Raw genomic sequence first — 25,807 nt, 5'->3', positions numbered from 1 at the left:
TTTTATTGCTGACACAGCGTGGAACCAACCGATTTTCAGTAGACCAAACCGCTCACGCGGATGGCACCTGTTTCTCCATCCCGATATGGAAAACGGTACGGGTGTTGCAGGAAGAGCCTGGCACTCGCAATCAAATATAGAACGTGGAGACAACCCCCCATGCAAACCGACACAACTCGCGAGAACCCGCAGGGCTCCGTGCCGCAGGCCGCTGATTCGAATATGGATCTGTCCGCTACCGCACCTGGCCAATTGCGTGTGATCAAGCGTAACGGCACTGTCGTTCCTTACACCGATGACAAAATCACCGTCGCCATCACCAAAGCGTTTCTCGCAGTTGAAGGCGGCACCGCTGCCGCTTCGTCGCGCATCCACGACACCGTTGCCCGCCTGACCGAACAGGTCACCGCGACCTTCAAGCGTCGCATGCCGTCGGGCGGCACCATCCACATCGAAGAAATCCAGGACCAGGTCGAACTGGCCCTGATGCGTGCCGGCGAGCAGAAAGTCGCCCGCGACTACGTGATCTACCGCGATTCGCGCGCCAAGGAACGTGCCGTGCACGCACCGGCCGCCGAAGCCGTGCAAGCCCACCCCTCGATCCGCATCACCCTGGCCGACGGCAGCTTTGCGCCGCTGGACCTGGGCCGCCTGAACACCATCATCACCGAGGCCTGCGAAGGCCTGGAAGAAGTCGACGGTGACCTGATCCAGCGCGAAACCCTGAAGAACCTATACGACGGCGTGGCCCTGACCGACGTCAACACCGCCCTGGTGATGACCGCCCGTACCCTGGTTGAACGCGAGCCGAACTACTCGTTCGTCACCGCGCGCCTGCTGATGGACACCCTGCGTGCCGAAGGCCTGGGCTTCCTGGGCGTGGCCGACAGCGCCACCCATCACGAAATGGCCGACCTGTACGCCAAGGCCCTGCCTGCCTACATCGCCAAGGGTATCGAATTCGAATTGCTCAACCCGGTCCTGGCCACCTTCGACCTGGAAAAACTCGGCAAGGCGATCAACCACGAGCGTGACCAGCAATTCACCTACCTGGGCCTGCAAACGCTTTACGACCGTTATTTCATCCACAAGGACGGTATCCGTTTCGAACTGCCGCAGGTGTTCTTCATGCGCGTGGCCATGGGCCTGGCCATCGAAGAGAAGCACAAGGAAGACCGTGCGATCGAGTTCTACAACCTGCTGTCGTCCTTCGACTACATGTCGTCGACCCCGACCCTGTTCAACGCCGGTACCCTGCGCCCACAGCTGTCGAGCTGCTACCTGACCACCGTGCCGGATGACCTGTCGGGCATCTACCACGCGATCCACGACAACGCCATGCTGTCCAAATTCGCCGGTGGCCTGGGCAACGACTGGACCCCGGTACGTGCACTGGGTTCCTACATCAAGGGCACCAACGGCAAGTCCCAGGGCGTCGTACCGTTCCTCAAAGTCGTGAACGACACCGCCGTTGCGGTCAACCAGGGCGGCAAGCGCAAAGGCGCGGTGTGTGCCTACCTGGAAACCTGGCACATGGACATCGAAGAGTTCATCGAGCTGCGCAAGAACACCGGTGATGACCGTCGTCGTACCCACGACATGAACACCGCCAACTGGATCCCCGACCTGTTCATGAAGCGTGTCTTCGATGACGGCAAGTGGACCCTGTTCTCGCCATCCGAAGTGCCGGACCTGCACGACCTGACCGGCAAAGCCTTCGAAGAGCGCTACGAGTACTACGAAGCCCTCACCGAGTACCCAGGCAAGGTCAAGCTGTTCAAGACCATCCAGGCCAAAGACCTGTGGCGCAAGATGCTGTCCATGCTGTTCGAAACCGGCCACCCATGGCTGACCTTCAAAGACCCATGCAACCTGCGCAGCCCGCAGCAGCACGTGGGCGTGGTCCACAGCTCGAACCTGTGCACCGAGATCACCTTGAACACCAACAAGGACGAGATCGCCGTTTGCAACCTGGGCTCGATCAACCTGCCGAACCACATCGTCAACGGCAAGCTGGACACCGCCAAGCTGGAACGCACTGTCAACACCGCCGTACGCATGCTCGATAACGTGATCGACATCAACTACTACTCGGTGCCGCAGGCGCAGAACTCCAACTTCAAGCACCGTCCGGTCGGCTTGGGCATCATGGGCTTCCAGGACGCTTTGTACCTGCAGCACATTCCGTACGGTTCGGATGCGGCGGTCGAGTTCGCCGACAAGTCCATGGAAGCGGTCAGCTACTACGCGATCCAGGCCTCCTGCGACCTGGCCGACGAGCGCGGCGCCTACGAGACGTTCCAGGGTTCGCTGTGGTCCAAGGGCATCCTGCCGCTGGATTCGCAACAGATCCTGATCGAAGCCCGTGGCCAGAAGTACATCGATGTCGACCTGAACGAAACCCTGGACTGGGCACCGGTACGTGCCCGTGTGCAGAAAGGTATTCGTAACTCCAACATCATGGCCATCGCGCCGACCGCGACCATCGCCAACATCACCGGCGTATCGCAGTCGATCGAACCGACCTACCAGAACCTGTATGTGAAATCGAACCTGTCGGGCGAATTCACCGTGATCAACCCGTACCTGGTTCGCGACCTGAAAGCTCGCGGCCTGTGGGACTCGGTGATGATCAACGACCTCAAGTACTACGACGGTTCCGTGCAGCAGATCGAGCGCATCCCGCAGGAGCTCAAAGAGCTCTACGCGACTGCATTCGAAGTGGACACCAAGTGGATCGTTGACGCCGCCAGCCGTCGTCAGAAGTGGATCGACCAGGCGCAGTCCCTGAACCTGTACATCGCCGGCGCTTCGGGCAAGAAGCTTGACGTGACCTACCGCATGGCCTGGTACCGTGGTCTGAAAACCACTTACTACCTCCGTGCCCTGGCAGCGACCAGCACCGAGAAGTCGACCATCAACACCGGCAAGCTGAACGCAGTGTCCAGCGGCAACCATGGTGATGATTCGGTTCTGGCTGCTCCAGCCGGCCCGGCACCCGTGCCAAAAGCCTGCGCGATTGACGAGCCGGATTGCGAAGCTTGCCAATAAGCTGAGCCCATTGGGTTAACCACCCAAGTTGAAAGCCCCCGATAGGCTTACGGCGTATCGGGGGCTTTCTTTTGCTGGGTGAAAAGCGCTCGCGATTTAAAACAATACGGTCGCGATACCTGATTGAGGCATGCCGCCGCGCTTGCCCCACAACTCAATCCGGCCATCAATCACGGCCATCGAATGGCCACCGAACTCCACGGTGCCCACCTTGCTGTTTCTCAAATCAGCAACGGTTGTCTGCCTGTAGAACCCTCTCAAACCCAAACGGTCCAGCCCTTCACGCGAGTGTTCGCCATCGTTGAGGCTGTTCATGGCCGCCTGGAAACTGCGCCCAGCAGTACCGTCATTGTTTTCCATCTGCGCCCGCTTGGCGCTCGCGGCATACATGAAGTTGGCATCCGTCATCATTGCCGGGTCATCGCCCTTGAAACGCGCATGAATGGCCGCCTGCCTCACCTCGTCATTGGACAGAGAAAGCTTGAAGCCATCACGCATGGTCACCTCGTAGCCGTGGCCCAACGCCTTAACGTCTTTGAAAATGTCCGTAGGTTTTTGCCCATACCGCATCATCGCCGCCTTTATCGCCGATACAGTCACGCAATTGCCGTCAGGCCCCTGCCTGAAGCCACTCCAGATATTGTCCGGCTTTTTCCCGGGGTTGCTCGTGTCGGGCTTGTAGTGGTGATGCCGTGAGCCTTCGGTAATCGGCTTGTTGCTCATCGACTCACTGGGACCGAAGCCGCCGCGACCGGGAAAATCACCGCCGCCACCGCCATCCCTAGGCGATGGTGGTGCCGGAGAAGGGGCAGGCGTATCCGGAAACAGGTCCGGAAACAGCATCTTTAAAAGCTCCAGCCATCGCTTGGAGCGTTCTTCCTTGAGTTGCTCAAGGATTTTCTTGAACGTGTCGTCCCCCAATGCTGTGCGTTTTTCATTGAGCCTGTCGCGCAATTCCCGGACAGTCTGGTTTTTGCCGGTACTGTGCGCGTCATCAAGCTCCTTGAGCAGTTGTGCGACGGCCTCCTTATTTTTTGCGTCCCGGTCTTCGTTGATCGCGTGTGTCGCGCCTTTGCCGCTCAAATAGAACTGTGCCGCTCCCGCGTCAAAATGCACGCCGGCCTCGCTGCGACCCATCCCCCACTGATTTCCCATTGTTATTCCCCACCCAAGGTCACAAGCTCGATAGCTTCCGGCTTCATGGGTGGCATTCAGGGCGTAGGACGTTCCAGACGACGTTTGTCAGGGCAAAAAAAACCCCTCGATCGAGGGGTTTTCAGTCAAGCGCATTACGCCATGGCATCAAGTCATCTGAATGATGGTCTGCATGATGGTGCTCTGGGTGGAGATAGTCTTGGCGTTGGCCTGGTAGTTGCTCTGGGCCTTGATCAGGTCCACCAGCTCGTTGGTCAGGTTGACGTTGGAGTTCTCCAGGGAGTTGGCCACGATCGAACCCAAGGTACCGGATTGCGGGGTGTCGTAACCCGGCTGGCCCGAAGCGAACGTCTCTCTCCAAGTGGTGCTGCCGGCTGGCTGCAGGCCCTGCTCGTTGTTGAAGCTGGCCAGGGAGATCTGGCCGATGGCCTTGCTCTGCTGGTTGCTGAACGTGGCGAACAACACGCCGCTGCCGTCGATTTTCAGGCCGGTGATCTGGCCGGTGGCATAGCCGTCGGTGATCGGTGGGTTGCGGTAGGTGGCCGAGTTGTACTGGGTGATGTTCGCCATGTTGATGGCGATGCCGTCAGGGTTGGCATCCGCGCCGTTGGCTTTCCAGACGCCATTGGTCACGGTACCTGGCACCCAACCGGTCAAGGTCAGCGTCGTGCTGGACGCGCCGGCGGTGACGATGCTGGTGAGCTTGCCATAGCCGTCAAAGGTCAGGGTCGAAGGCACAGGCGGAGTGGGTGGCGTACCGCCCGTTGGTGACGAACCGTTAGGGTTGCGCCCATCAATCAGCGTATAGGCGTTCCACTTGTTGCCGTCGGTTTTCACCAGGTATTGCACCATCGGGTGCGCATTGCCTTGGGCGTCGTACAAGGTGGTGCTGTATTGGGTGGTGAAAGTACTGGTATCCGTCGGGTCGAATGGCTTGAGCGTCTGGTTGATCACCGGCTCCGAGGAGTTCAGGTTACTGGTGGAATCCACCTTGGTGGACGCCTTCGGCGGCAGGTTCGACAGGTTCAGTTGCAGGTCGGTCAGGCCACCCTTGATGATTTTGCCGTCATCGTCCGCCGCATAGCCTTGCAAACGCGAGGTACCGGTGTTGTTGGTGATATAGCCGTCTTTGTCGGCACGGAAGGCACCGCTGCGAGTGTACTCCAGCGAACCGTCGCTGCCCTTCTGCACGAAGAAGCCACCACCCTGGATCGCCATGTCCAGGATACCGCCGCTGCCGTTGACGTCACCCTGGGTGAATTGCTGGGACACCGCCGCCAGGTTCACGCCGTTGCCGATGCTGTTCTGGCCGGTACCCAGTTTGGACGCGGCATAGATGTCGGAGAATTCCGCACGGGACGACTTGAAGCCGGTGGTCGCGACGTTGGCGATGTTGTTGCCGGTCACGTCCAGTTGTTTATTGGCCGCATAGAGGCCGCTAAGGCCGATGTTAAAAGACATGTTTCTCTCCCTCTGCCGTATCTAGCCGGCTCTATGTACCAATAGTCTGAATTTGCGACAGCTTCACGCTGCCCATGCCACCTGCAAGGTTCAGCAGCATTTCGCCGCCGGTCTTGCTCAACGTCACGCTGGTCACGGTTGCCGGCAGCGATGTTGCCAGGGCCACTGCGTCGCCCTTGTCATTCTTGGTCGTGGCCGCAAAGGTGTAGGTGCCGGCTGGGGCGACCTCGCCGTTGCCGTTCTTGCCATCCCAGATAAAGTCCGACGTACCGGCACTCTGGGCGCCCAAATCGAGGGTGCGCACCAGGTTGCCGTCTTTGTCGGTGATCTTGACGGTGACGTTACCCGTCGCCGCGGTCACGGCCACCGAGCCGGTCATGCTCTTGCTGGTATCCACCAGGGCCTTGTCGGTCTGGGTGATGATCGAACGCCCGACCAGCGAAGAAGCCTGCAGCGCTTGCGAGGAGCTGAAGTTGCTGGAGATGTTATTCACCGAGTCGTTCAGGGTGTTGATGCCTTCGAGGCTGCTGAACTGCGCCAGCTGGGCCACGAATGCACCGTTGTCCTGGGGTGACAGCGGGTTCTGGTTTTTCAGTTGGGTCACCAGCAGTTGCAGGAACGCGTCCTTGCCCAGCGACTGGTTGCCCGTCGCGGTCTTGGAAGCATCACCCAGGCTGCTGTTGTCCGTTGCAGTCTTGACCTTGGAATTGAACAGGTCCTGGACTGCCGTGTTGTTAGACGTATCAACGATGGCCATTATTTGGCGCCCCTTATCACTGACCCAGGGTCAGGACCTTTTGCATCATGGTTTTGGCGGTGTTCATCATTTCCGCGTTGGTCTGGAACGAGCGGCTGGCGGAGATCATGTCGGCCATCTCCTCGACCACGTTGACGTTCGGGTAATACACGTAGCCTTTTTCGTTCGCTGCCGGGTGGTTAGGCTCGTAGCGCGCTTCGAGGTTGCTCTGGTCTTCGACCACACCGAGTACCTGCACGCCTTTGCCGGCGGCGTCCTGTTCCTGGAACAACGAATCGCTGCCACCGTTCTGGCCGGCCTGGAACATGGTGGCGAACACCGGGTGCCGGGCGCGATAGGTTTGGTCAATGCTCGAAGACACAGTCTCGGCGTTGGCGATGTTACTGGCGACGGTGTTGAGGCGCGTGGTCTGGGCGCTCATGCCACTGCCGGCAATATTGAAAACACTGGACAGGGACATGGCTTACTCTCCACGCAGGGCTGACATCAGCCCTTTGAATTTGCTGTTGAGCAGGGTAAAGCTGGCCTGAAAGTTCACCGAGTTCTCGGCATAAGCCGATTGCTCCAGTTGGGCGTCGACGGTGTTCTGGTCGATCGATGGCTGCATCGGCGTGCGATACAGCAACGACTCGTCACCACTGCTCAGGCCTTGCGCTTCGATATGACGGTTGTTGGTCATGTTCAAGGCGAAGGTGCCGTTCTTGGTCTTGTCCTGCTGTGCAGCGAGCACAGCGGAGAAGTCCAGGTCCCGAGCCTTGTAGTTCGGGGTGTCGGCGTTGGCAATGTTGTTGGCCAGGACTTCGGCACGCTGGGCGCGGAAGCCCAGGGCTTGTTCGTGGATACCGAGCGCTTTATCGAAGCTGATGCTCATGGCGGAAACCTTTAGGCTGACCTGCTGTTCGTTAACAGGACTATAGCAAGGTGCATGCCAACCTGAGCAGAGCCCGAATTTCAAGGGCTTGCGGCAATGTTGCCGGCGGTGATGCCAGAAAAGCGGCAAGCGATTTCCGCGTAGCGCCAGTAAAGCGGCAATCGGGCTTGCCGCTTGCGAGTGGAGGGCTATAAACGGTGTGCGCAGGGGGCCGGGGTATTTAACCGTTTGTCCGTACTGTTATTTATGACAATTGCGACACGCGTAGGCTTTGATGCTTTATCAACCGACCCCCTTAAGCACAACGCAGAGGCTCGACATGTTGATAATCCCGGCCCCCAGGTTTGTCGAACAGGATTCGACACAGCCGATCCCGAATCTTGACCCTGCCCGACTGAGCGGCGACGTCGCCATACTGAGGTTGGATTTTCCTATGCAGCCAGCCGATTATTTCTATTTGAGCCTCAACAGCACCGTTCTTGGTGGCACGCACAATCAAAGCTTTAATATTGCCCACAGCACCGCTTCGCTGCGGATTCTGATTCCCACGAACATTGTCATCGCCAGTGCGGGCACCGAAGTCCAGTTGCGGGCCCGCATCCTGCGTGGAGGGCTGTATTCCACTGCAGGGGAGGCGAGAGTAAACATCGGTCGCCTGCCCATTGTGGTGCCACCAGACCAGTCATGGGACTTCAGCGACGGCACCTTTCAAGGCTGGGTAGCACAAGGCGTCTATGTGTCGCGGCTAAGCGTGATCGGTAGCCGCGTGGTCGTTAACCAGTTCAACAATCAGGCCACCAGCTCCCACATCATCACCCGTGCAGTTCCGGTAACGGCAGGACGCACCTATAACTGCAGCTTCGAGGTGACGGGAAGTACAGCCGTCAGCGACGGGTCGACCCTGCACATGACGATAAACGGCAGCCGGATCGGGCCTGACGTCACCACTATTACCGATGCCCGACGCCAAATCGGAACAGGAACATTTACCGCCGCCACGACGGGAACCGTGCGACTCGGCATCTTCAACGCAACAGTGCCCAGCGGGCAACATGGCCTGTCCCTGGGGCCCCTCCAAATGAGCACCACGCCCTGAGCGCTGTTGATGAGGACCGGCAGCGATTTTGCGCGAATAAAAAACGGGAGACTTTGCAAAGGTCTCCCGTTTTTGTTTTTAAAGCGCCGGTTATTTGGCCTGGTAAATGATGCCGGGGCTGCACTGCACCATCTGGAAGTGATCCGGCAGGCCGTTCAGCGCTTCGGAAGCACCCAGGAACAGGTAGCCGCCACGCTTGAGCGTGCCATGGATGCGCAACAGGATGTCTTTCTTCACCTCGGCCGAGAAGTAGATCAGCACGTTGCGGCAAAACACCATGTCGAACTTGCCCAGGCTGGCGTAGCTGTCGAGCAGGTTGAACGAGCGAAACTCCACGCGGTTTTTGATCGGCGCCTTGATCGCCCAGCGCCCGGCGCCTTTAGGCTCGAAGTAGCGCTGCAACCGGTCTTGGGACAAACCACGGCCCAGGGCCAGGCTGTCGTACTCACCGGTCTTGCAGTTGGTGAGCATGGTGCCGGACAGATCGGTGGCGACAATTTGCGCACCGGCCTTCAATTGCCCGATGTTGGTCCGCTCGAACTCATCGATGGACATCGAGATGGAATACGGCTCCTGCCCCGAAGAACAGGCCGCCGACCAGATGCGCAGACGCTGGCCCGGGCTGGCCTTGATAGCCTCCGGCAGCACCTTGCTCTTGAGCACCTCAAAGGGGTAGGTGTCACGAAACCACAGGGTTTCGTTGGTGGTCATGGCATCGACCACCATCTCTTTGAGCCCACTGCGCGGCTGGCCCTGGATCCGTTGAACCAACTCACCCAGGGACTTGATACCCTGCTGCTCCATTAGTTTGTTAAGACGACTGGATACCAGGTATTGCTTGTTTTCACCGAGCAATATCCCACAGGCTTTTTCCAGGAAGACCCGGAACTGCTCAAAATCCAAATTACCTGTAGACACTGATACCGCCTCTAAAATCGTATGACCGCCAGGGAAAAAGCCCCTGGCTATTATTATTCTGCTGCCTTGATCCGGTCGACCACCCGGGATGCCAGGTCATCAGGACGGAATTTGGCCAGGAAGTCATCGGCACCGACTTTCTTGACCATCGCCTGATTGAATACACCCGACAACGAAGTATGCAGGACGATATGCAATTTTTGCATGCGTGGATCGCTGCGTATTTCGGCCGTGAGAGTGTAGCCATCCATTTCCGGCATCTCGATGTCGGAAATCATCATCAAGAATTCTTCTTCCGGCTTCTTACCCTCATCCACCAGTTTGCGCAGATAGTCCAGCGCCTGGCGGCCGTCGTTGAGCGCCACTACGTCCACGCCGACGGTTTGCAGGCAACGGGTCACCTGCTTACGCGCCACCGAGGAGTCGTCCACTGTGAGCACCCGCAGCGAGACCGCCTTGTGCGCCGTCTCCGCGTCAACCACACCGACCGAAATCGATTCCGAGGTCGGCGCCACTTCGGCGAGGATCTTCTCTACGTCGATGATTTCCACCAACTGGTTATCGACCCGCGTCACCGCCGTGAGGTAGTGGTCGCGGCCGGTGCCCTTGGGTGGCGGATGGATCTCTTCCCAGTTCATGTTGACGATGCGCTCCACCGAGCGCACCAGGAAACCCTGGGTCTTGGTGTTGTATTCGGTAATGATCACGAATGGGCTTTCGCGGTCCTGCAAGCCTGCCGAACCTGTGGCCAGGGCCAGGTCGAGAATCGGAATGGTCGCACCACGAATATTGGCCACGCCACACACCACCGGGCTGGATTTGGGCATGATCGTCAGCTTGGGGCACTGCAGCACTTCCCGTACCTTGAACACATTGATGCCATAGAGTTGCTTGCCATCGAGGCGAAAAAGCAACAACTCCAGGCGATTCTGCCCTACCAGCTGTGTGCGCTGGTTTACTGAATCCATTACACCTGCCATGCCTTTACTCCTACGCTAAAACCTTGGGCTGTACCTACACGGCAGCGCGCACCCAACACTAAACGGCACGAGCCTTGCTATTTATTGGCCATGGACATTAAAACGACAGTTTCCCGACGCCTTCGACTCCCACGTTACCGCAGATTGCTCTGCGCCTCGGTGGCGTTGCTTGCTTTGAGCCTGAACACCACGGCCCGCGCAGAGAACGTCACCTTGCCTGATCTCCTTATCGGCGTCACTCAGGGCTTTCTTGAGTTCACTGTAGAAGATTATCTGGCAACCACACAGACACCGGGGCGTTATGAAATCCAAGTCAACCAATTGGACCCCCGCCTGCGCATGCCGATGTGCGACAAGGAATTGACAGCGACCCTTGAAAGCCCGGCCCAGCCCATCGGCCGCGTGACGGTACGGGTGCGCTGCGACGGAGCCTCGCCTTGGACGGTGTTTGTGCCGGCGCAGGTAAAGTTGTTTCGCGATGTTGTGGTAGTGGCCCGACCACTGAAACGCACCGGCATCATCGGTTTTGAGGACGTTGTATTACGCGAACGCGACATCAGCCTGATCAGCCAGGGCTACCTGACGTCCCTGGATCAGGCCGTCGGCCAACGATTGACCCGACCAGTGGTCACCGATCAGGTGATCACGCTGGTCCACCTGGAACAGGCCGAAGTGATTCGCAAGGGCGACCAAGTGGTAATTTCCGCCAGCAGCGGTACGCTGAATGTAAAAATGCCCGGTGAAGCGTTGTCCAACGGCGGCATGAGTGAACAAATTCGAGTCAAGAATCTCAATTCCAATCGCGTGATCAAAGCGCGGGTCACAGCCCCCGGACAGGTAGAGGTCGCTTTATAGATTACTGGTACAGGACGCTGGGTTTTCCTACACTGTGCACGCGGTTTACCGTGCGGAGATTTATTGTCATTCGCGCCTAAAGTTTGTCCGGGTATGGCCGAAAACATGGCAAGCGTCCAAATACCCAGAGGTTTTTTTATCATGGTCATCGATTTCAGCCGTTTGAATAACACCCCGTCGACGTCAGGCGCTACGCGTACCAGCGCTGCCAAAGAAAGCGTCGAAGCCAAGGCCCAGCCGCTGACAGAACAGGCCAGCGTCAGCCAAAGCGGGGAATCCGTACACCTGAGCAATGAGGCTCAACAGTTGCAGAAGGTCACTGACTCGCTGCGCGATCAACCAGTGGTCAATAAAGCCCGCGTGGCCGAGTTGAAACAGGCAATCGCCGATGGCAGCTATAAAGTCGACAGCAACCGTGTAGCCAGCAAGCTGCTTAATTTCGAAGCCGAGCGCTAGGCAAAGGCCTGCGCAGGGCTTTTGGACGCTTAAACCCCAAGGCCAGCCATGCATCACGACGAAAATTTGCTGCAACTGATCATTGATGATCTAGCGCCGACGCAACAATTGCTCGAGCTGCTCAAAGAAGAATCCCTGGCCCTCTATGGCCGGGATATGCCGCTGCTGGAAGAAATTCTGGCGCGCAAGCAATCGCTGATTGTGCTGCTGGAGCAACACGGCAAAAAACGCAGCCAGATCCTCAGTAGTCTCGGCCTGCCGGCAGACCATGACGGCCTGGCGCAGTTGGCCAGCCACTCCTCGGTTGGCGACCAATTGCTGTCCCAGAGCAAAGAACTCAATCAGTTGCTCGCCCAGTGCCAGGAAGCCAACCGGCTCAACGGTCAGTCGATCCAGCTTCAGCAAGCCACGACCGCCAACCAGTTACGCATACTTCACGGCGGAGAGCCGCCGGCGCTGTATAACGCCCAGGGTTCCACCTCGCGTCTGGTCAAACCAAGCACCCGCAGCCAAGCCTGACATCGGTTTACCGTGCGCCCTATCCAAGGCGCGCCACATGCTGGCAAAATGCCGGTTCTTGCGTGTAGTCGTATTTTGTCTGGAGATGGAAGAACCGTGTTCAACGCCCTTAATGCGGAAGATGCCCCGCAGCCACCCAAGGTGCTCACCACGCCTCTGGAAATCGCCGGCACCTTGCGGATGCTGCAAGACAGCCATGACCCGCTGATCATCACCTTCCACGAACGCAGCCAGCGCTTCCAAAGCTATCTGGTGGACGTCAACCGTGACAGCAACACGCTGGCACTGGACGAAATGATTCCACGCGACGGCGAACGCTACCTTGAGAGCGGCGAGCCCTTCCGCATCGAAGGCTTCCACGATGGCGTTCGCGTTGCCTGGGAAAGCAAGGGCACCCTGGCTATCAGCGCGAAAGACGGCCACCGCATTTACACCGGCAGCCTGCCGGACGAGGTGGTCTACCATCAGCGTCGAAATGCGTTCCGTGCCGCGTTGAAGCTGGCGCAATTGGTCAACATCGAACTGGGTGGCGAAAAACTCAAGGCGCCGGTCAACGGTAAATTGCTGGATATTTCCGCCACCGGCTGCAAGCTGCGTTTTGAAGGCAATATCTCCGAGCGCCTGCAATTGGGCCAGGTCTACGACCGATTTATTGCCGCCCTGCCCTTTGGCAGCATGACCACCTCGGTCGAATTGCGTTACCTGCACTTCGAAGAAAAGATCAATACGACCTTTGCCGGCGTACGCTTCCACAACATGAGTGGGCTGGTACAGCGCCAGGTCGAGCGCTTTGTGTACCAGTTGCAGCGTGAAGCGCGACGGTTCGATAAAGACGACGATTTTTAATACATACAGGTCGTCACAAAAAAACGGGCAGATCCTTTGGGGATCTGCCCGTTTTTTTCGTTCAGGGGCGTGCCCTGCTGAGGTCATGGGGATGCTCGTCCGGGTCCGGATGCTCGGGTGGCGCTTCGCAGCCTGGCTCCTCTATCGGCGGCTGCTCTGGCTCGGTTTCAGGCTCAGGCTCAGGCGCAGTGGTCTGCATCTGCTCCTGGACCACGGCCTCATCCACCCGCGGGTCAAGTGCAGCCACCAGCGGTGAGCTGGACATACTGTCGGGCATCGCCACGTGATGCAGGGGGGCGTCCTCCACCTGGTGCAGGTTGGTGACGGCTTTTGGCCGGATGCGCCACACCAGAATCAACGCACACAGGCTGAAAAACGCGTAAAGCATCTGGCTGCCGAACATCTTCATCACCACACCCGCCAGCAAAGGCCCGATACTGGCGCCGATGCCATATGTCACCAGCAACATGGCTGTCAGCGACACGCGGCGATCACCTTCGACATGGTCATTGGAAAACGCCACGGCCAGCGGGTACAAACAGAACTGCACCAGCGAGCAGAGGAAGCCTGCGACGAACAAAACCTCCAGCGGCACCTGGGTCATGATTGCGAGCGGCAATGCCGCCACCGCCAGGCACAGGGCAAAACAACGAATCAACAGCGCGCGATCATAGCGGTCAGACAACCATCCCAGCGGCCACTGCACCAGCAGTCCGGCAAAAATGCAGCTACCCATGAACAAACCCACTTGCTCGGTGGTGAGCCCCTGCTGGGACGCATACAGCGGTGCCAGGCCATAGAAAGAGCCGACAATCAACCCCGCCCCCAATACCGTGCTCAGCGACTGCGGCACGCGCTTGATAAAGAAACGCGGCTCCATCGGTGCGGGGTGCAGGGGCGCGGGGTGGATGCGTCGGGTCATGGCCACCGGCACAAGGCACAAGGCAAAGCACAGCGCGACCAGCATCAACAACTCCAGGCCGAGTTGAGGATGCATGACCAGAATCAACTGCCCCAACACCAAGCCAAGGTAGGAAGCGATCATATAGCCGCTGAACACCACGCCACGCTGCTTGGCATCCGCCTGCTCGTTGAGCCAGCTTTCGATCACCATGTACTGGCACATCATGCCCAGGCCAACGATCACCCGCAGCACGATCCAGGCCGGCAACCAGTCGACCAAACCATGCCCCAGCACCGCCGCACCGACGATACCGGCACAGGTCGCATACGCGCGAATATGCCCGACCCGGGCGATCAGGCGATGCCCGATCTTGCCGCCCAGCACCAGGCCGAAATAGTTGGCCGCCATCAGCGCACCCACCCACAAGCTGTCGACATGGTCAGCCGCCAGGCGCAAGGCCAGGTAAGTACTGAGCAGGCCGGAGCCGATCAGCATCATCAAGGAAGCGAAATAAAGGGCTCGAAAAGATTTCCAGATCTGGCGCATCGGCGTTCCGAGCGGCTCCTTGCAGTTAGAAACAGGGCTATCGGCATGATAGTCCCGGGTGGCAGGTTCCGGACAGGCGGCAGAGGCTGTTTCCGGGGATTATTTTGCTTAACCGCTCAGACGCTGCCGGGTGGCGTGCAAGGTACATCGTTACGATAAAAGACGCGACGCACCTGCTGTGAACCTCGATCGGCGGCAAGGTTCGATTGGTAGGTGAAAAGACCGAATGCCAACAAAAAATGTAGCCCAGATGCAATACGCGCAAAACAGATGTCGAGTGTCCAGGGCGCAGGCAAAAAACGAAGTCGTTGGAAAGATCGCAAAGGCAGAATTTATGAATGGGATTATGAGAACGGCAGAGTCGAGCTATACGACAAACAAGGCAAGCACCTGGGGGAGTTCAACCCAGGAACAGGAGAGCGAACAAAGGACGCTGAACCAGGACGTACCACATCAAAGTGATATTGGAGGGCCAAGATGTTTTTAGAAATTACGGGGTTTCTCGCTGACGCCAACGAAGATGACTCAATTAAATTTGAGCTCGAGATAAGCCCTGAGTTTCAGCAAGCGGTTATGGAGGTGCTGGGCTGGAAAAGTTTGGCGGCGGAGGCCGACGGAGAGCTTCCACTAACAGAAAACCAAGTGCAGCAAATTGCCTTAGCAATCAATGAACAATTGCCGATGAGCTTGGACCTCTTCATCGGGGTAAGAGCATAGCAACGACGATCATGACCGCCCGCCTGACATCGCCTGAATATCACCGATTGGAAGTGAGTATTCAGGTAATGGGGCTCGAAATCCAAACCGTAACCAAGCGGTGGGGGAAATCTCTCACTCCGTAGCACAACGGATAAGCATTCTTCGTCACCATCCGGCGAAAAAAGTCTCACCAGGTCAAACCTTAGCGGGGATTTTTTCTGCCTGAATTGTTACTGCTGCACCCACGCTGTCCACATGAGAGCCAAGAGAAGAAAAAAAAGCGCTACAAGCCTTGAATAATATGGTGTCCCAGGGCCGGTTCGAACGGCCAACCTTCCCCTTAGGAGGGGGATGCTCTATCCAATTGAGCTACTGGGACAAATGACAGCCATCGGGCTCAGGGGCACTGCGACGGACGGCGTGCATGTTAACGGTCGAGTTAGGTTTTGTCATGTCGTCCGTGGGCTTTTTGAGCGTAGGCCGATACTTGCGAATGCGATCGTCGCTCAACCCTGTAAACACCGGCACATGACGCCATCGTGCAGAATGCACTGCGACAAAATGCCAGCATTGCAAATTGCAACCCGAAAGCCACTTAAGGTAGACTCAACCATTTGATTTTATTGAAATAATAGATTGGCACGCGACCTGCAATGTTTCATGTGAACCCCCTCAGCCACGGCGTTAAACGGAGAACATGACCATGAACAGTGCCCTTCTGTTAGCCCTCAATACCGTCGCCCTGGCTGCGCTGGTGATGTTTCATTTCCAATCGACCGGCAGCAACGACCCCGCGCAGATCAGCCAGGCCGTGCCACACCATCTGCAACAACGCCCGCAACTGGCGGTGATGACCCCGACCGCGCAAGCGCCACTGCGCTTGGCTCAAGGTAGTCAGGCTTCGCCAGCCTCTGAACATTGGGTTTTCTGAGAAAAGCACTCATGAGCAAATCTGCCTGGCTGTTTCTGTGCCTGTTCATTGCCACCGCCGGGTTCGGCTTGGGAACCGGCCACACCACCGCACAGATTGCCAGCGGCGTATTCGCCTGCCTTCTGCTGCTGACGCTTATCGTAGGCCGACGCATCAAGTTCGACCCGATTTTGCGCTAGCCCGTTCCCCGCCCTACCTTATGTCGCCTCAACCTAGTAAATCAGCAAATTGCCACTAGTCTTAAACAACAGGGCAAAAGGCCAGTTTGCGATAGGATGTTCGGCCTCAAACCCTTATGCAGCCTGGTTCTGCGCGGAAATCGCCCTGGGCATCCCGCGCGAAAGATTTTTCCAACCAGTCCGCAAAAATGCAAATGAGTGCTGGCATAAAGCCTTTAGGCAGTTCAATATTTGTCACAGAATTGACGCCAAGGAACTGGCAAATCTGAGGCATGATGCGGCCTCTTTGCAATTCGGGTTGAACTTTGGTCGTGAGTCTTGTCTTAACACTCATCTTGCGGCCAATTCCAAAAACCGCTCCCCTGAACTAACCGGTTAAATATATGCGCCCATTGAAACAGGCAATCTATTCAAGCCGTACGGCTGACAAGTTCGTCGTACGTCTGCCAGACGGAATGCGGGAACGCATTGCCGAGGTGGCTCGCAATCATCATCGCAGCATGAACTCTGAAATCATCGCGCGCCTGGAACAAAGCCTTATTCAGGAAGGTGCGCTGGGCGACGAGTTGAGCATGCGCCTGGACAGCCCAGAGCTGTCACTGCACGAACGCGAACTGCTGCAGCGTTTTCGTCAGCTCTCCCATCGCCAGCAAAATGCCCTGGTCTCGCTTATCGCGCACGACGTAGAGGCAGCCGCAGAAGCCAATTGATCTGCAACTGATAGCCGAAGCCAGCCATGTGCTGGCTTTTTTTTGCGCGCCTTTCAAGGGCGCCCGGACTGGGCAAGGGTTGGGGCCGGCCTGCTGCGGCAAGGGAAGCTTGCTCACCAACGCAAGCCGCCCCCACAAGGGATCAAAGCAGGAAGATTGTCGCCAGCCCCAGGAAGATGAAGAAACCGCCGCTGTCGGTCATGGCAGTGATCATGACACTGGCCCCCATGGCAGGGTCGCGACCGAGACGTGCCAGCGTCATGGGGATCAGCACGCCCATCAACGCAGCCAGCAGCAGGTTGAGGGTCATGGCGGCGGTCATGACCACCCCCAGGGACCAACTGCCATACAGCAAGTAGGCGACAACCCCGATCACGCCTCCCCACACCAGACCGTTGACCAGCCCCACCGCCAGCTCCTTGCGCAACAGGCGCGAAGAGTTAGCCGTACTCACCTGGTCCAGCGCCATTGCGCGCACGATCATGGTAATGGTCTGGTTACCGGAGTTGCCGCCGATACCCGCCACAATCGGCATCAATGCCGCCAAGGCCACCAGTTTTTCGATGGAGCCTTCGAACAAGCCGATCACCCGAGAAGCGATAAACGCGGTAATCAGGTTAACGGCCAGCCAGGCCCAGCGGTTATGCAGCGAACGCCAGACTGACGCAAAAATATCTTCCTCTTCACGCAAACCCGCCATGTTGAGGACTTCGGTTTCACTTTCCTCACGAATCAGGTCGACCATTTCATCGATGGTCAGACGGCCGATCAACTTGCCGTTTTTGTCGACCACCGGCGCCGAAATCAAGTCGTAACGCTCAAACGCCTGCGCCGCATCGTAGGCATCTTCATCCGGATGAAAGCTCACGGTATCGCTGGCCATTAAATCAGCCACTTTCTTCTCAGGGTCGTTGACCAGCAGGCGCTTGATCGGCAGCACCCCCTTGAGAATGCCTTCGTAGTCGACCACGAACAACTTGTCGGTATGGCCCGGCAGCTCTTTGAGCCGGCGCAGGTAACGCAGTACCACTTCCAGGCTGACGTCTTCACGAATGGTGACCATCTCGAAGTCCATCAGGGCGCCGACCTGGTCCTCGTCATAGGACAACGCGGAGCGCACACGCTCACGCTGCTGGCCGTCGAGAGCCTCCATCAGCTCGTGGACAACATCTCGAGGCAGCTCAGGCGCCAGGTCAGCCAGCTCGTCGGCGTCCATCTCCTTGGCCGCGGCCAGGAGTTCGTGATCGTCCATGTCGGCGATCAGGGTTTCACGGACCGAGTCGGATACTTCGAGGAGGATGTCGCCGTCGCGGTCAGCCTTGACCAACTGCCAGAGGGTCAGTCGATCATCGAGCGGCAAAGCTTCGAGAATGTAGGCGACGTCGGCGGAGTGCAGGTCGTCGAGCTTGCGCTGCAACTCGACGAGATTTTGCCGATGGACCAGGTTTTCAACGCGGTCGTGATGCGGACCTTCCTGGCGGTGCGTGAGGTCTTCGACCACACGCTGGCGCTGCAGCAGCTCGATGACTTGAGCCAGGCGATCCTGCAGGCTTTCTTGTGTTTTCTTTACTTCTACTTCGGTCATAGGCGAACTCCACTCCCAGCAGCGGGGCACGCCGGAAGGATCAATCAGTCAATTCATGATTGGTAAAACGGGGTACTGAGTAACTACTGGGTAAGTCCATGGAGGTATTCCACAAGCCCCGGCGGGGCTGACGGGCGCAATGATACACCGCTCGGCTGGTTTTAACGTCAAAAAACTGGAAAGAACAAGCGCTTGCGAGCCAAAGTTGAGTATTGGCTGCATCTAGGATCTGCGACGACGCAGCGCGAAAGGAAAACACATGAAGGCGAGAGAAAAACAGCGCTTGGGATAAATCTTACTCAAACCCCAGACGGCAAAAAGCCCGCACTAGGCGGGCTTTTTGTTTGTATGGTGCACTCGACAGGATTCGAACCTGTGACCGCTCGGTTCGTAGCCGAGTACTCTATCCAGCTGAGCTACGAGTGCAGATTGTGTTTTTAGACCAGATCACAACTGGCTGAAGCCAAGCTACCTGCATTGCTGCAACTAACTCTTAAATGGTGCACTCGACAGGATTCGAACCTGTGACCGCTCGGTTCGTAGCCGAGTACTCTATCCAGCTGAGCTACGAGTGCATTTGTTGCCGCGCATTATAGGCCGTTCAATCTCTATGTAAAGCTATTTTTTCGTTTAACTTCAACAACTTAACGAAAAAACCAGATTGCAACGTACTAAGCAAATAATGGCGGAGAACGGGGGATTCGAACCCCCGACACCCTTTTGAGGTGTACTCCCTTAGCAGGGGAGCGCCTTCGGCCACTCGGCCAGCTCTCCGCAACACGGGGCGTATATTAACCACGTTCATCCCCGTTTGCAAACATAAAAAACGATAAAAATTAAAGGCTTGGTTCTTCGTCCTTCTCTTTCTTGATCCGCAGGTAGATTTCCTCGCGGTGGACCGCTACCTCTTTCGGAGCGTTAACCCCGATACGTACTTGATTGCCTTTGACGCCGAGCACGGTCACGGTGATTTCGCCATCACCGATAATCAGGCTTTCTGCGCACCGACGAGTCAGAATCAGCATACCTTTCTCCTCACGCATTTCAGTTCAGGAACAACAGTCTGCAAAAAAAAGGCGTTCGACCTACGACCTGATGGACGCAGCCCTAACGGCCTAAGTATTGTCGAGCGCAGGCAAAAGACCATGCGCCCTACAAAAAAAGGAAAGGCGCGGTAGTCCGCGCCTTCCTGGCAACACATCACTCGCCCTGTCGGGCCGGAGCGTCCAGCTCAAAAGCGGTATGCAGTGCGCGTACAGCCAGCTCCAGGTACTTCTCTTCGATCACCACCGAGACCTTGATTTCCGAGGTGGAGATCATCTGGATGTTGATGCTTTCCTTGGCCAGTGCGCCAAACATGCGGCTGGCAACGCCGGCGTGGGAACGCATGCCTACACCCACGATCGAGACCTTGGCGATCTTGGTATCGCCCACCACTTCGCGGGCGCCAATTTCGCGCGCAGTGTTCTCCAGGATTTTCAGCGCCGCATCGTACTCATTGCGGTGCACAGTGAAGGTGAAATCGGTGGTGTTATCGTGCGAGACGTTCTGCACGATCATGTCGACTTCAACATTCGCATCGCTGATAGGGCCCAGAATCTTGAAAGCCACGCCCGGGGTGTCTGGCACGCCACGGATAGTCAGCTTGGCTTCATCACGGTTGAAAGCGATACCGGAAATGATCGGCTGTTCCATGGATTCCTCTTCATCAATAGTAATGAGGGTGCCCGGACCCTCTTTGAAGCTGTGCAATACGCGCAGCGGAACGTTGTACTTACCGGCGAACTCCACCGCGCGGATCTGCAACACCTTGGAACCGAGGCTGGCCATTTCCAGCATCTCTTCAAAGGTGATCTTGTCCAGGCGCTGGGCCACCGACACCACGCGCGGGTCGGTGGTGTAGACGCCGTCCACATCGGTGTAGATCTGGCATTCATCAGCCTTGAGGGCTGCGGCCAGGGCCACACCGGTGGTGTCCGAACCACCGCGCCCGAGGGTGGTGATGTTGCCGTGCTCGTCCACACCCTGGAAACCCGCTACAACTACCACGCGGCCTGCTTTCAGATCAGTACGAATTTTCTGATCATCAATTTGCAGGATGCGCGCCTTGGTGTGCGCACTGTCGGTAAGGATGCGCACCTGGCTGCCCGTGTAGGACACCGCCGGTACGCCACGCTTGTTCAGCGCCATGGCCAACAAGGCGATGGTCACCTGCTCACCGGTGGACACGATCACATCCAGCTCACGCGGCAGCGGTTGCTGGTCGCCGCTAATGGCCTTGGCCAGATCGATCAGGCGATTAGTCTCGCCGCTCATGGCCGACAGCACCACCACCAGGTCGTCGCCGGCATCGCGGAACTTCTTAACCTTGTCGGCCACCTGCTCGATTCTTTCAACAGAGCCGACCGAGGTGCCTCCAAATTTCTGTACGATCAAAGCCATTTCCAAGCCGCCTCAGCCCGTAAAGGGGCGCCTAATATCCAATCAACCCACACCGCATGGCCCGCGAGTGAACCACGGGCCAGTCAGCTGTGCCTTAAATACCCGCTTCGACAAACGGCACGGTCAAGGCCAGGGCCGCGTCCAGGGCACCGGCGTCTACACCACCGCCTTGCGCCATGTCCGGACGCCCACCGCCCTTGCCGCCCACTGCCGCAGCGGCTTGCTTCATCAAATCACCAGCCTTGAGTTGGCCAGTCAGGTCCTTGGTTACACCGGCAACCAGAACGACCTTATCCTCATGGACACTGCCGAGCAGGATCACTGCGCGGCCGAGCTTGTTCTTCAACTGATCGACCAGGGCCAACAACGCCTTGCCGTCCTGACCGTCCAGGCGTGCGGCCAGGACCTTCACGTCCTTGACGTCCACCGCAGAAGCCGACAGATCGTCGCCCGCTGCGCTGGCTGCCTTGGCTTGCAACTGCTCCAGCTGTTTTTCCAGCGCACGGTTGCGCTCCAGCACGGCGGACAGTTTGTCGATCAGATTGTCGCGGCTGCCCTTGACCAGGCTGGCCGCCTCCTTGAGTTGTTCTTCACCCGCATTCAAATAGGCCAGGGCCGCAGCGCCGGTGACCGCTTCGATACGACGCACACCAGAGGCCACGCCACCTTCGCTGATGATTTTCAGCAAGGCGATGTCGCCGGTCCGGTTGGCGTGGATACCGCCGCACAGTTCTACCGAGAAATCGCCGCCCATGCTCAATACACGCACGCTGTCGCCGTACTTCTCGCCGAACAGCGCCATGGCGCCCTTGGCCTTGGCGGTCTCGATATCGGTCTCTTCGGTTTCTACGGCGGTGTTCTTGCGAATCTCGGCGTTGACGATGTCTTCCAGGGCCTTGATCTGCTCAGGCTTGATCGCTTCAAAGTGGCTGAAGTCGAAGCGCAGGCGCTGGCTGTCGACCAACGAACCTTTCTGCTGAACATGGTCGCCCAGCACCTGGCGCAGCGCGGCGTGCAGCAAGTGCGTGGCCGAGTGGTTCAGCGCGGTGGCGTGGCGTACATCGGCATCTACCTGGGTGTCGACCGGCGCGCCGATAGTCAGGTTGCCCAGCACCAGCACGCCGTGATGCAGGAACGCACCGCCGGTCTTGGTGGTGTCGCGCACTTCAAAGCGCCCGGAAGTCGAACTCAGGAAACCACAGTCGCCGACCTGGCCACCGGATTCGGCGTAGAACGGCGTCTGGTCCAGGACCACCACCGCTGCGTCGCCTTCGTTCAGCACGTCGACCGATTTGCCGTCTTTGTAAATGGCAACGATCTTGGCCGAGCCAACGGTTGCGTTGTAGCCGGTGAACTCGGTCGGTACGTCAACCTTGACCAGGGTGTTGTAGTCCAGGCCAAAGGAGCTGGCGGAACGCGCACGCACGCGCTGGGCCTCCATCTCACGCTCAAAACCGGCTTCATCGACGGTCAGCTCACGCTCACGGGCGATGTCGGCGGTCAGGTCCATCGGGAAACCATAGGTGTCGTAGAGTTTGAACACCACGTCGCCCGGCACCACGGTGCCTTTGAGCTCAGCCAGGTCCTGCTCCAGAATCTTCAGGCCGTGTTCCAGGGTCTTGGAGAATTGCTCCTCCTCGGCCTTAAGCACACGCTCGATGTTGCTTTGCTGCTGCTTGAGTTCCGGGAACGCTTCGCCCATCTCGGCAACCAGCGCGGCCACGATTTTGTAGAAGAAGCTGCCGGTGGCGCCCAGCTTGTTACCGTGACGGCAAGCGCGACGGATGATGCGGCGCAACACGTAGCCACGGCCTTCGTTGGACGGCAGCACACCGTCGGCGATCAGGAAACCGCAGGAACGGATGTGGTCCGACACCACCTTGAGCGAAGACTGGCTTTCATTGGCGCAACCAATGGCCGCCGCCGACGCGCTCAGCAGGTTGGTGAACAGGTCGATTTCATAGTTGGAGTGAACGTGCTGCATCACCGCACTGATCCGCTCCAGGCCCATGCCGGTGTCCACCGACGGCGCCGGCAGCGGATGCAACACGCCATCGGCGGTGCGGTTGAACTGCATGAACACGTTGTTCCAGATCTCGATATAGCGGTCGCCGTCTTCTTCCGGCGAGCCTGGCGGGCCGCCCCAGATATCGGCGCCGTGATCGTAGAAAATCTCGGTGCAGGGGCCGCACGGGCCGGTATCGCCCATGGTCCAGAAGTTATCGGAGGCATACGGCGCGCCTTTGTTGTCGCCGATGCGGATCATGCGCTCGACGGGCACGCCGATGTGCTGGGTCCAGATGTCATACGCTTCGTCGTCCGTGGCGTACACGGTGACCCAGAGTTTTTCCTGGGGCAGCTTCAACACGCCGGTCAGGAAGGTCCAGGCGAAGGTAATCGCGTCTTTCTTGAAATAGTCACCGAAGCTGAAGTTACCCAGCATTTCGAAGAATGTGTGGTGGCGAGCGGTGTAACCGACGTTCTCCAGGTCACTGTTCTTACCGCCGGCGCGTACGCACTTCTGGCTGCTGGTGGCGCGGCTGTAGGCGCGTTTTTCCTGGCCCAGGAAGCAGTCCTTGAACTGGTTCATCCCCGCGTTAGTGAACAGCAGGGTCGGGTCATTGCCTGGGATCAAGGAGCTGGAGGAGACACGGGTGTGACCTTGCTCTTCGAAGAAGCGAAGGAAGGCTTCACGGATTTCTGCGCTTTTCATTAGGTTCTTCCACGGAGGCTGCGGCCAAAGGCCAGTGCGCAACATCATCAGACGGAGCGACGGCAAAAGGCCGCATTATATCGGCCCTTTGCCGGTGGTACAGCGTGTTTATGCGATAGAGAAGCTCAATTAGACGGTCAACACGCTCATTTGCGCGAAAAATCGACGAATGCCTTGAGCACCTGCTCAATCTGAGCCCGGCTCACATCCAAATGGGTGACCATACGCAGGCGCGGCGCGGCGCTCAACTTGATCCCGCGTTCGGCGGCAAAGGCTTGGAGCGCCGGGGCCAGGTCACCGACGCGCAGATAGACCATGTTGGTCTGCACCGGCTCCACCTCATACCCCGCTTTGCGCAATTGGTCCCCCAGCCACTGGGCGTTGGCGTGGTCGTCAGCCAGGCGCTGCACCTGATGATCCAGCGCATACAACCCGGCTGCCGCCAGAGAACCGGCCTGGCGCATGCCGCCGCCGACCATCTTGCGCAAACGGCGGGCCTTGGCGATCAGCGCGGTGGAGCCGCATAGCACCGAGCCAATCGGCGCACCGAGGCCTTTGGACAGGCACACCGACACCGAATCGAAATGCCGGGCGATCTCCCGCGCGTCTACCCCCAACTTGACTGCTGCGTTATAGAGGCGCGCCCCGTCCAGATGCAGAGCCAGACCATGCTCACGGGTAAAGGCCCGCGCCTGGGCCAGGTAATCCAAGGGCAACACCTTGCCCTGCATGGTGTTTTCCAGTGCCAGCAGGCGGGTGCGGGCGAAGTGGAAATCGTCCGGTTTGATCGCTTCCAGCACGTGCTTCAAATCCAGGGAGCCGTCTGCCTGCACTTCCAGCGGTTGCGGCTGGATCGAGCCCAGTACCGCCGCGCCACCGCCTTCGTATTTGTAAGTGTGGGCCTGCTGGCCAACGATATATTCCTCGCCGCGCTCACAGTGAGCCATCAACGCCAGCAGGTTGCTCATGGTGCCGGTGGGCACGAACAACGCGGCCGCAAACCCCAGGCGCTTGGCCAGTTCGGCTTCCAGACGATTGACGCTGGGGTCCTCACCGTAGACGTCATCGCCGCTGACGGCACTGGCCATCGCATCGAGCATGCCGGGGGTGGGCTGGGTCACAGTATCGCTACGCAGGTCAATCACAGTCATGAAGCAGGCCTCGGGCAAGTTGGATAAGTCCTTTTGTGAGTGATTACTGCGGGCAAAGCCGAGGAATATCAAGCCCCGTCTGCACTCAATCGAATACCAACCAAACAAACCGATATAGCTTATCGATACGGCGCTCGTGCAGTTTTTGAAAAACCATGTTAAAAACTCTCCGCCGCCAGGGTTCTGGCGGTAACGTTCTCAGGGCGGGGTGTAACTCCCCACCGGCGGTAATTACACGCAATGTGTATAGCCCGCGAGCGCTTGGCGCCTCGAACTGCTCACGCGGGACGGCGACAAGGTCAGCAGACCCGGTGTGATCCCGGGGCCGACGGTCATAGTCCGGATGAAGAGAGAACGGGATTGGCACCTAAGGGCCGCGCGCCTGTTCGCGCATGCGTACCCTTAAATCCCATTCGATTCATAACGCCCTGTTTTTTTCTTAAACAGGAGTCAGAACATGCAACCCACCGCTATCGACAGCAAAAGCAAAAACCATCATGGCGAGCGCGTCGCGTTTATCCAAGCCTGCTGGCACAAGGATATTGTCGACCAATCCCGTAAAGGCTTCCTCGCCGAAATGCTCGTTCAGGGCTACCAGGAATCGGACATCGATTTCTTCGAAGTCGGCGGCGCCTTTGAAATGCCCCTGCACGCCAAACTGCTGGCCAAGACCGGCCGTTATGCCGGTATCGTCGCCGCCGCACTGGTGGTGGACGGTGGTATCTACCGTCACGAATTCGTCGCCCAGTCGGTGGTCAGTGGCCTGATGCAAGTGCAACTGGAAACAGAAGTACCGGTGTTCTCGGTCTCCCTGACCCCACACCATTTCCATGCGGGCAGCGAACACCATGCATTCTTCCACGATCACTTCGTGCACAAGGGCCAGGAAGCGGCACGCACCTGCGCCGACACGCTGCACAAAGTCCGTGCGATCCGTCGCAGCGAACCGCGTGCGGTAGCGGTCTAAGCCACACCGCCAAAC

General features: G+C 58.1%; 25 protein-coding genes, 4 tRNA genes and 1 riboswitch. Of the genes, 12 read left to right on the top strand and 17 right to left on the bottom strand.

Annotated elements, in window-relative coordinates; translation table 11 throughout:
* The first annotated feature begins 159 nt into the window (after window positions 1-159).
* The gene (locus AB4N98_RS19250; RefSeq protein ID WP_017529465.1) at window positions 160-3,051 is read left to right on the top strand and encodes a ribonucleoside-diphosphate reductase subunit alpha; all 2,892 of its coding nucleotides are present in this window, start codon (window positions 160-162) and stop codon (window positions 3,049-3,051) included.
* A 96-nt stretch (window positions 3,052-3,147) separates the two neighbouring features.
* On the opposite strand, the gene AB4N98_RS19245 is transcribed toward AB4N98_RS19250, so the two are convergent.
* The 5 genes from AB4N98_RS19245 to flgB all read right to left on the bottom strand — a co-directional run bounded on the left by AB4N98_RS19245 (window position 3,148) and on the right by flgB (window position 7,295).
* Window positions 3,148-4,206 carry a hypothetical protein gene (locus AB4N98_RS19245; RefSeq protein ID WP_068937451.1) on the bottom strand — a complete coding sequence of 353 codons (1,059 nt, stop codon included), beginning with the start codon at window positions 4,204-4,206 and terminating at the stop codon, window positions 3,148-3,150.
* A 147-nt stretch (window positions 4,207-4,353) separates the two neighbouring features.
* Complete coding sequence (flgE, locus tag AB4N98_RS19240) at window positions 4,354-5,667, bottom strand: flagellar hook protein FlgE (protein WP_017529463.1); 1,314 nt, start codon at window positions 5,665-5,667, stop codon at window positions 4,354-4,356.
* 31 nt (window positions 5,668-5,698) lie between these two features.
* A complete protein-coding gene (gene flgD / locus AB4N98_RS19235; protein WP_017529462.1) occupies window positions 5,699-6,424 on the bottom strand; it encodes a flagellar hook assembly protein FlgD in 726 nt (241 codons plus the stop codon).
* A 16-nt stretch (window positions 6,425-6,440) separates the two neighbouring features.
* Entirely contained in the window at window positions 6,441-6,884 is a 444-nt protein-coding gene (gene flgC / locus AB4N98_RS19230; protein ID WP_003175632.1) for a flagellar basal body rod protein FlgC, read from the bottom strand.
* Window positions 6,885-6,887: 3 nt separating this feature from the next.
* Entirely contained in the window at window positions 6,888-7,295 is a 408-nt protein-coding gene (gene flgB / locus AB4N98_RS19225) for a flagellar basal body rod protein FlgB (RefSeq protein WP_017529461.1), read from the bottom strand.
* Between the two features lie 433 nt (window positions 7,296-7,728).
* On the opposite strand from flgB, the gene AB4N98_RS19220 reads away from it, so the two are divergent.
* Window positions 7,729-8,391: a hypothetical protein gene (locus AB4N98_RS19220; protein ID WP_244265374.1), complete on the top strand. Its 663-nt coding sequence runs from the start codon at window positions 7,729-7,731 to the stop codon at window positions 8,389-8,391.
* 90 nt (window positions 8,392-8,481) lie between these two features.
* On the opposite strand, the gene cheR is transcribed toward AB4N98_RS19220, so the two are convergent.
* Together cheR and AB4N98_RS19210 are read right to left on the bottom strand one after the other, a co-directional pair.
* Window positions 8,482-9,309 carry a protein-glutamate O-methyltransferase CheR gene (gene cheR, locus AB4N98_RS19215; protein ID WP_017529459.1) on the bottom strand — a complete coding sequence of 276 codons (828 nt, stop codon included), beginning with the start codon at window positions 9,307-9,309 and terminating at the stop codon, window positions 8,482-8,484.
* Between the two features lie 53 nt (window positions 9,310-9,362).
* The gene (locus AB4N98_RS19210) at window positions 9,363-10,289 is read right to left on the bottom strand and encodes a chemotaxis protein CheV (protein ID WP_017529458.1); all 927 of its coding nucleotides are present in this window, start codon (window positions 10,287-10,289) and stop codon (window positions 9,363-9,365) included.
* A 90-nt stretch (window positions 10,290-10,379) separates the two neighbouring features.
* On the opposite strand from AB4N98_RS19210, the gene flgA reads away from it, so the two are divergent.
* From flgA to AB4N98_RS19190, 4 genes are all read left to right on the top strand, one after another.
* Window positions 10,380-11,144, top strand: coding sequence for a flagellar basal body P-ring formation chaperone FlgA (gene flgA, locus AB4N98_RS19205; protein WP_026067398.1), 765 nt, complete (start codon window positions 10,380-10,382; stop codon window positions 11,142-11,144).
* A 141-nt stretch (window positions 11,145-11,285) separates the two neighbouring features.
* The gene (flgM, locus tag AB4N98_RS19200; protein WP_017529456.1) at window positions 11,286-11,600 is read left to right on the top strand and encodes a flagellar biosynthesis anti-sigma factor FlgM; all 315 of its coding nucleotides are present in this window, start codon (window positions 11,286-11,288) and stop codon (window positions 11,598-11,600) included.
* A 48-nt stretch (window positions 11,601-11,648) separates the two neighbouring features.
* The gene (locus AB4N98_RS19195) at window positions 11,649-12,119 is read left to right on the top strand and encodes a flagella synthesis protein FlgN (RefSeq protein ID WP_017529455.1); all 471 of its coding nucleotides are present in this window, start codon (window positions 11,649-11,651) and stop codon (window positions 12,117-12,119) included.
* Window positions 12,120-12,215: 96 nt separating this feature from the next.
* On the top strand, window positions 12,216-12,965 hold the full coding sequence (locus AB4N98_RS19190) for a flagellar brake protein (protein WP_017529454.1): 750 nt from the start codon (window positions 12,216-12,218) through the stop codon (window positions 12,963-12,965).
* Between the two features lie 61 nt (window positions 12,966-13,026).
* On the opposite strand, the gene AB4N98_RS19185 is transcribed toward AB4N98_RS19190, so the two are convergent.
* A complete protein-coding gene (locus AB4N98_RS19185; RefSeq protein WP_065876826.1) occupies window positions 13,027-14,415 on the bottom strand; it encodes an MFS transporter in 1,389 nt (462 codons plus the stop codon).
* A 270-nt stretch (window positions 14,416-14,685) separates the two neighbouring features.
* On the opposite strand from AB4N98_RS19185, the gene AB4N98_RS19180 reads away from it, so the two are divergent.
* Together AB4N98_RS19180 and AB4N98_RS19175 are read left to right on the top strand one after the other, a co-directional pair.
* A complete protein-coding gene (locus AB4N98_RS19180; protein WP_080598162.1) occupies window positions 14,686-14,877 on the top strand; it encodes a colicin E3/pyocin S6 family cytotoxin in 192 nt (63 codons plus the stop codon).
* A 15-nt stretch (window positions 14,878-14,892) separates the two neighbouring features.
* A complete protein-coding gene (locus AB4N98_RS19175) occupies window positions 14,893-15,132 on the top strand; it encodes a pyocin S6 family toxin immunity protein (RefSeq protein WP_065876827.1) in 240 nt (79 codons plus the stop codon).
* Window positions 15,133-15,416: 284 nt separating this feature from the next.
* Here the strand turns inward: AB4N98_RS19175 and AB4N98_RS19170 are convergent.
* Window positions 15,417-15,493: transfer RNA gene (locus tag AB4N98_RS19170), tRNA-Arg, on the bottom strand.
* 324 nt (window positions 15,494-15,817) lie between these two features.
* Between AB4N98_RS19170 and AB4N98_RS19165 the strand changes: the two genes are divergently transcribed.
* The 3 genes from AB4N98_RS19165 to AB4N98_RS19155 all read left to right on the top strand — a co-directional run bounded on the left by AB4N98_RS19165 (window position 15,818) and on the right by AB4N98_RS19155 (window position 16,934).
* Complete coding sequence (locus tag AB4N98_RS19165; protein WP_017529428.1) at window positions 15,818-16,045, top strand: hypothetical protein; 228 nt, start codon at window positions 15,818-15,820, stop codon at window positions 16,043-16,045.
* Window positions 16,046-16,056: 11 nt separating this feature from the next.
* Window positions 16,057-16,224 (top strand): PA3371 family protein, encoded by a 168-nt coding sequence (locus tag AB4N98_RS19160; RefSeq protein ID WP_017529427.1) that lies wholly within the window; start codon window positions 16,057-16,059, stop codon window positions 16,222-16,224.
* 383 nt (window positions 16,225-16,607) lie between these two features.
* On the top strand, window positions 16,608-16,934 hold the full coding sequence (locus tag AB4N98_RS19155) for an Arc family DNA-binding protein (RefSeq protein WP_003175643.1): 327 nt from the start codon (window positions 16,608-16,610) through the stop codon (window positions 16,932-16,934).
* A gap of 142 nt (window positions 16,935-17,076) precedes the next feature.
* Here the strand turns inward: AB4N98_RS19155 and mgtE are convergent, their stop codons facing one another.
* The 8 genes from mgtE to ltaE all read right to left on the bottom strand — a co-directional run bounded on the left by mgtE (window position 17,077) and on the right by ltaE (window position 24,825).
* Window positions 17,077-18,519: a magnesium transporter gene (gene mgtE, locus AB4N98_RS19150; RefSeq protein ID WP_017529426.1), complete on the bottom strand. Its 1,443-nt coding sequence runs from the start codon at window positions 18,517-18,519 to the stop codon at window positions 17,077-17,079.
* 349 nt (window positions 18,520-18,868) lie between these two features.
* Window positions 18,869-18,945: transfer RNA gene (locus AB4N98_RS19145), tRNA-Arg, on the bottom strand.
* 72 nt (window positions 18,946-19,017) lie between these two features.
* Window positions 19,018-19,094, bottom strand: a tRNA-Arg gene (locus AB4N98_RS19140).
* Window positions 19,095-19,202: 108 nt separating this feature from the next.
* Window positions 19,203-19,293, bottom strand: a tRNA-Ser gene (locus tag AB4N98_RS19135).
* Between the two features lie 62 nt (window positions 19,294-19,355).
* Window positions 19,356-19,544 (bottom strand): carbon storage regulator CsrA, encoded by a 189-nt coding sequence (csrA, locus tag AB4N98_RS19130; protein ID WP_003175645.1) that lies wholly within the window; start codon window positions 19,542-19,544, stop codon window positions 19,356-19,358.
* 175 nt (window positions 19,545-19,719) lie between these two features.
* Window positions 19,720-20,961: an aspartate kinase gene (locus AB4N98_RS19125; RefSeq protein WP_017529425.1), complete on the bottom strand. Its 1,242-nt coding sequence runs from the start codon at window positions 20,959-20,961 to the stop codon at window positions 19,720-19,722.
* Window positions 20,962-21,055: 94 nt separating this feature from the next.
* Window positions 21,056-23,674, bottom strand: a complete 2,619-nt coding sequence (gene alaS, locus AB4N98_RS19120; protein ID WP_460148865.1) for an alanine--tRNA ligase — start codon at window positions 23,672-23,674, stop codon at window positions 21,056-21,058.
* A 146-nt stretch (window positions 23,675-23,820) separates the two neighbouring features.
* Window positions 23,821-24,825 (bottom strand): low-specificity L-threonine aldolase, encoded by a 1,005-nt coding sequence (gene ltaE, locus AB4N98_RS19115; protein ID WP_137220445.1) that lies wholly within the window; start codon window positions 24,823-24,825, stop codon window positions 23,821-23,823.
* Between the two features lie 190 nt (window positions 24,826-25,015).
* A riboswitch (FMN riboswitch) is annotated at window positions 25,016-25,185 on the top strand.
* 97 nt (window positions 25,186-25,282) lie between these two features.
* Between ltaE and AB4N98_RS19110 the strand changes: the two genes are divergently transcribed.
* Window positions 25,283-25,792, top strand: a complete 510-nt coding sequence (locus AB4N98_RS19110; protein ID WP_003175649.1) for a 6,7-dimethyl-8-ribityllumazine synthase — start codon at window positions 25,283-25,285, stop codon at window positions 25,790-25,792.
* Window positions 25,793-25,807 lie beyond the last annotated feature (15 nt).

The organism is Pseudomonas sp. S3_E10, assembly GCF_054667615.1.
The sequence above is the reverse complement of the archived record's forward strand: the minus strand, read 5'-3'. Positions and strand labels throughout refer to the sequence as shown.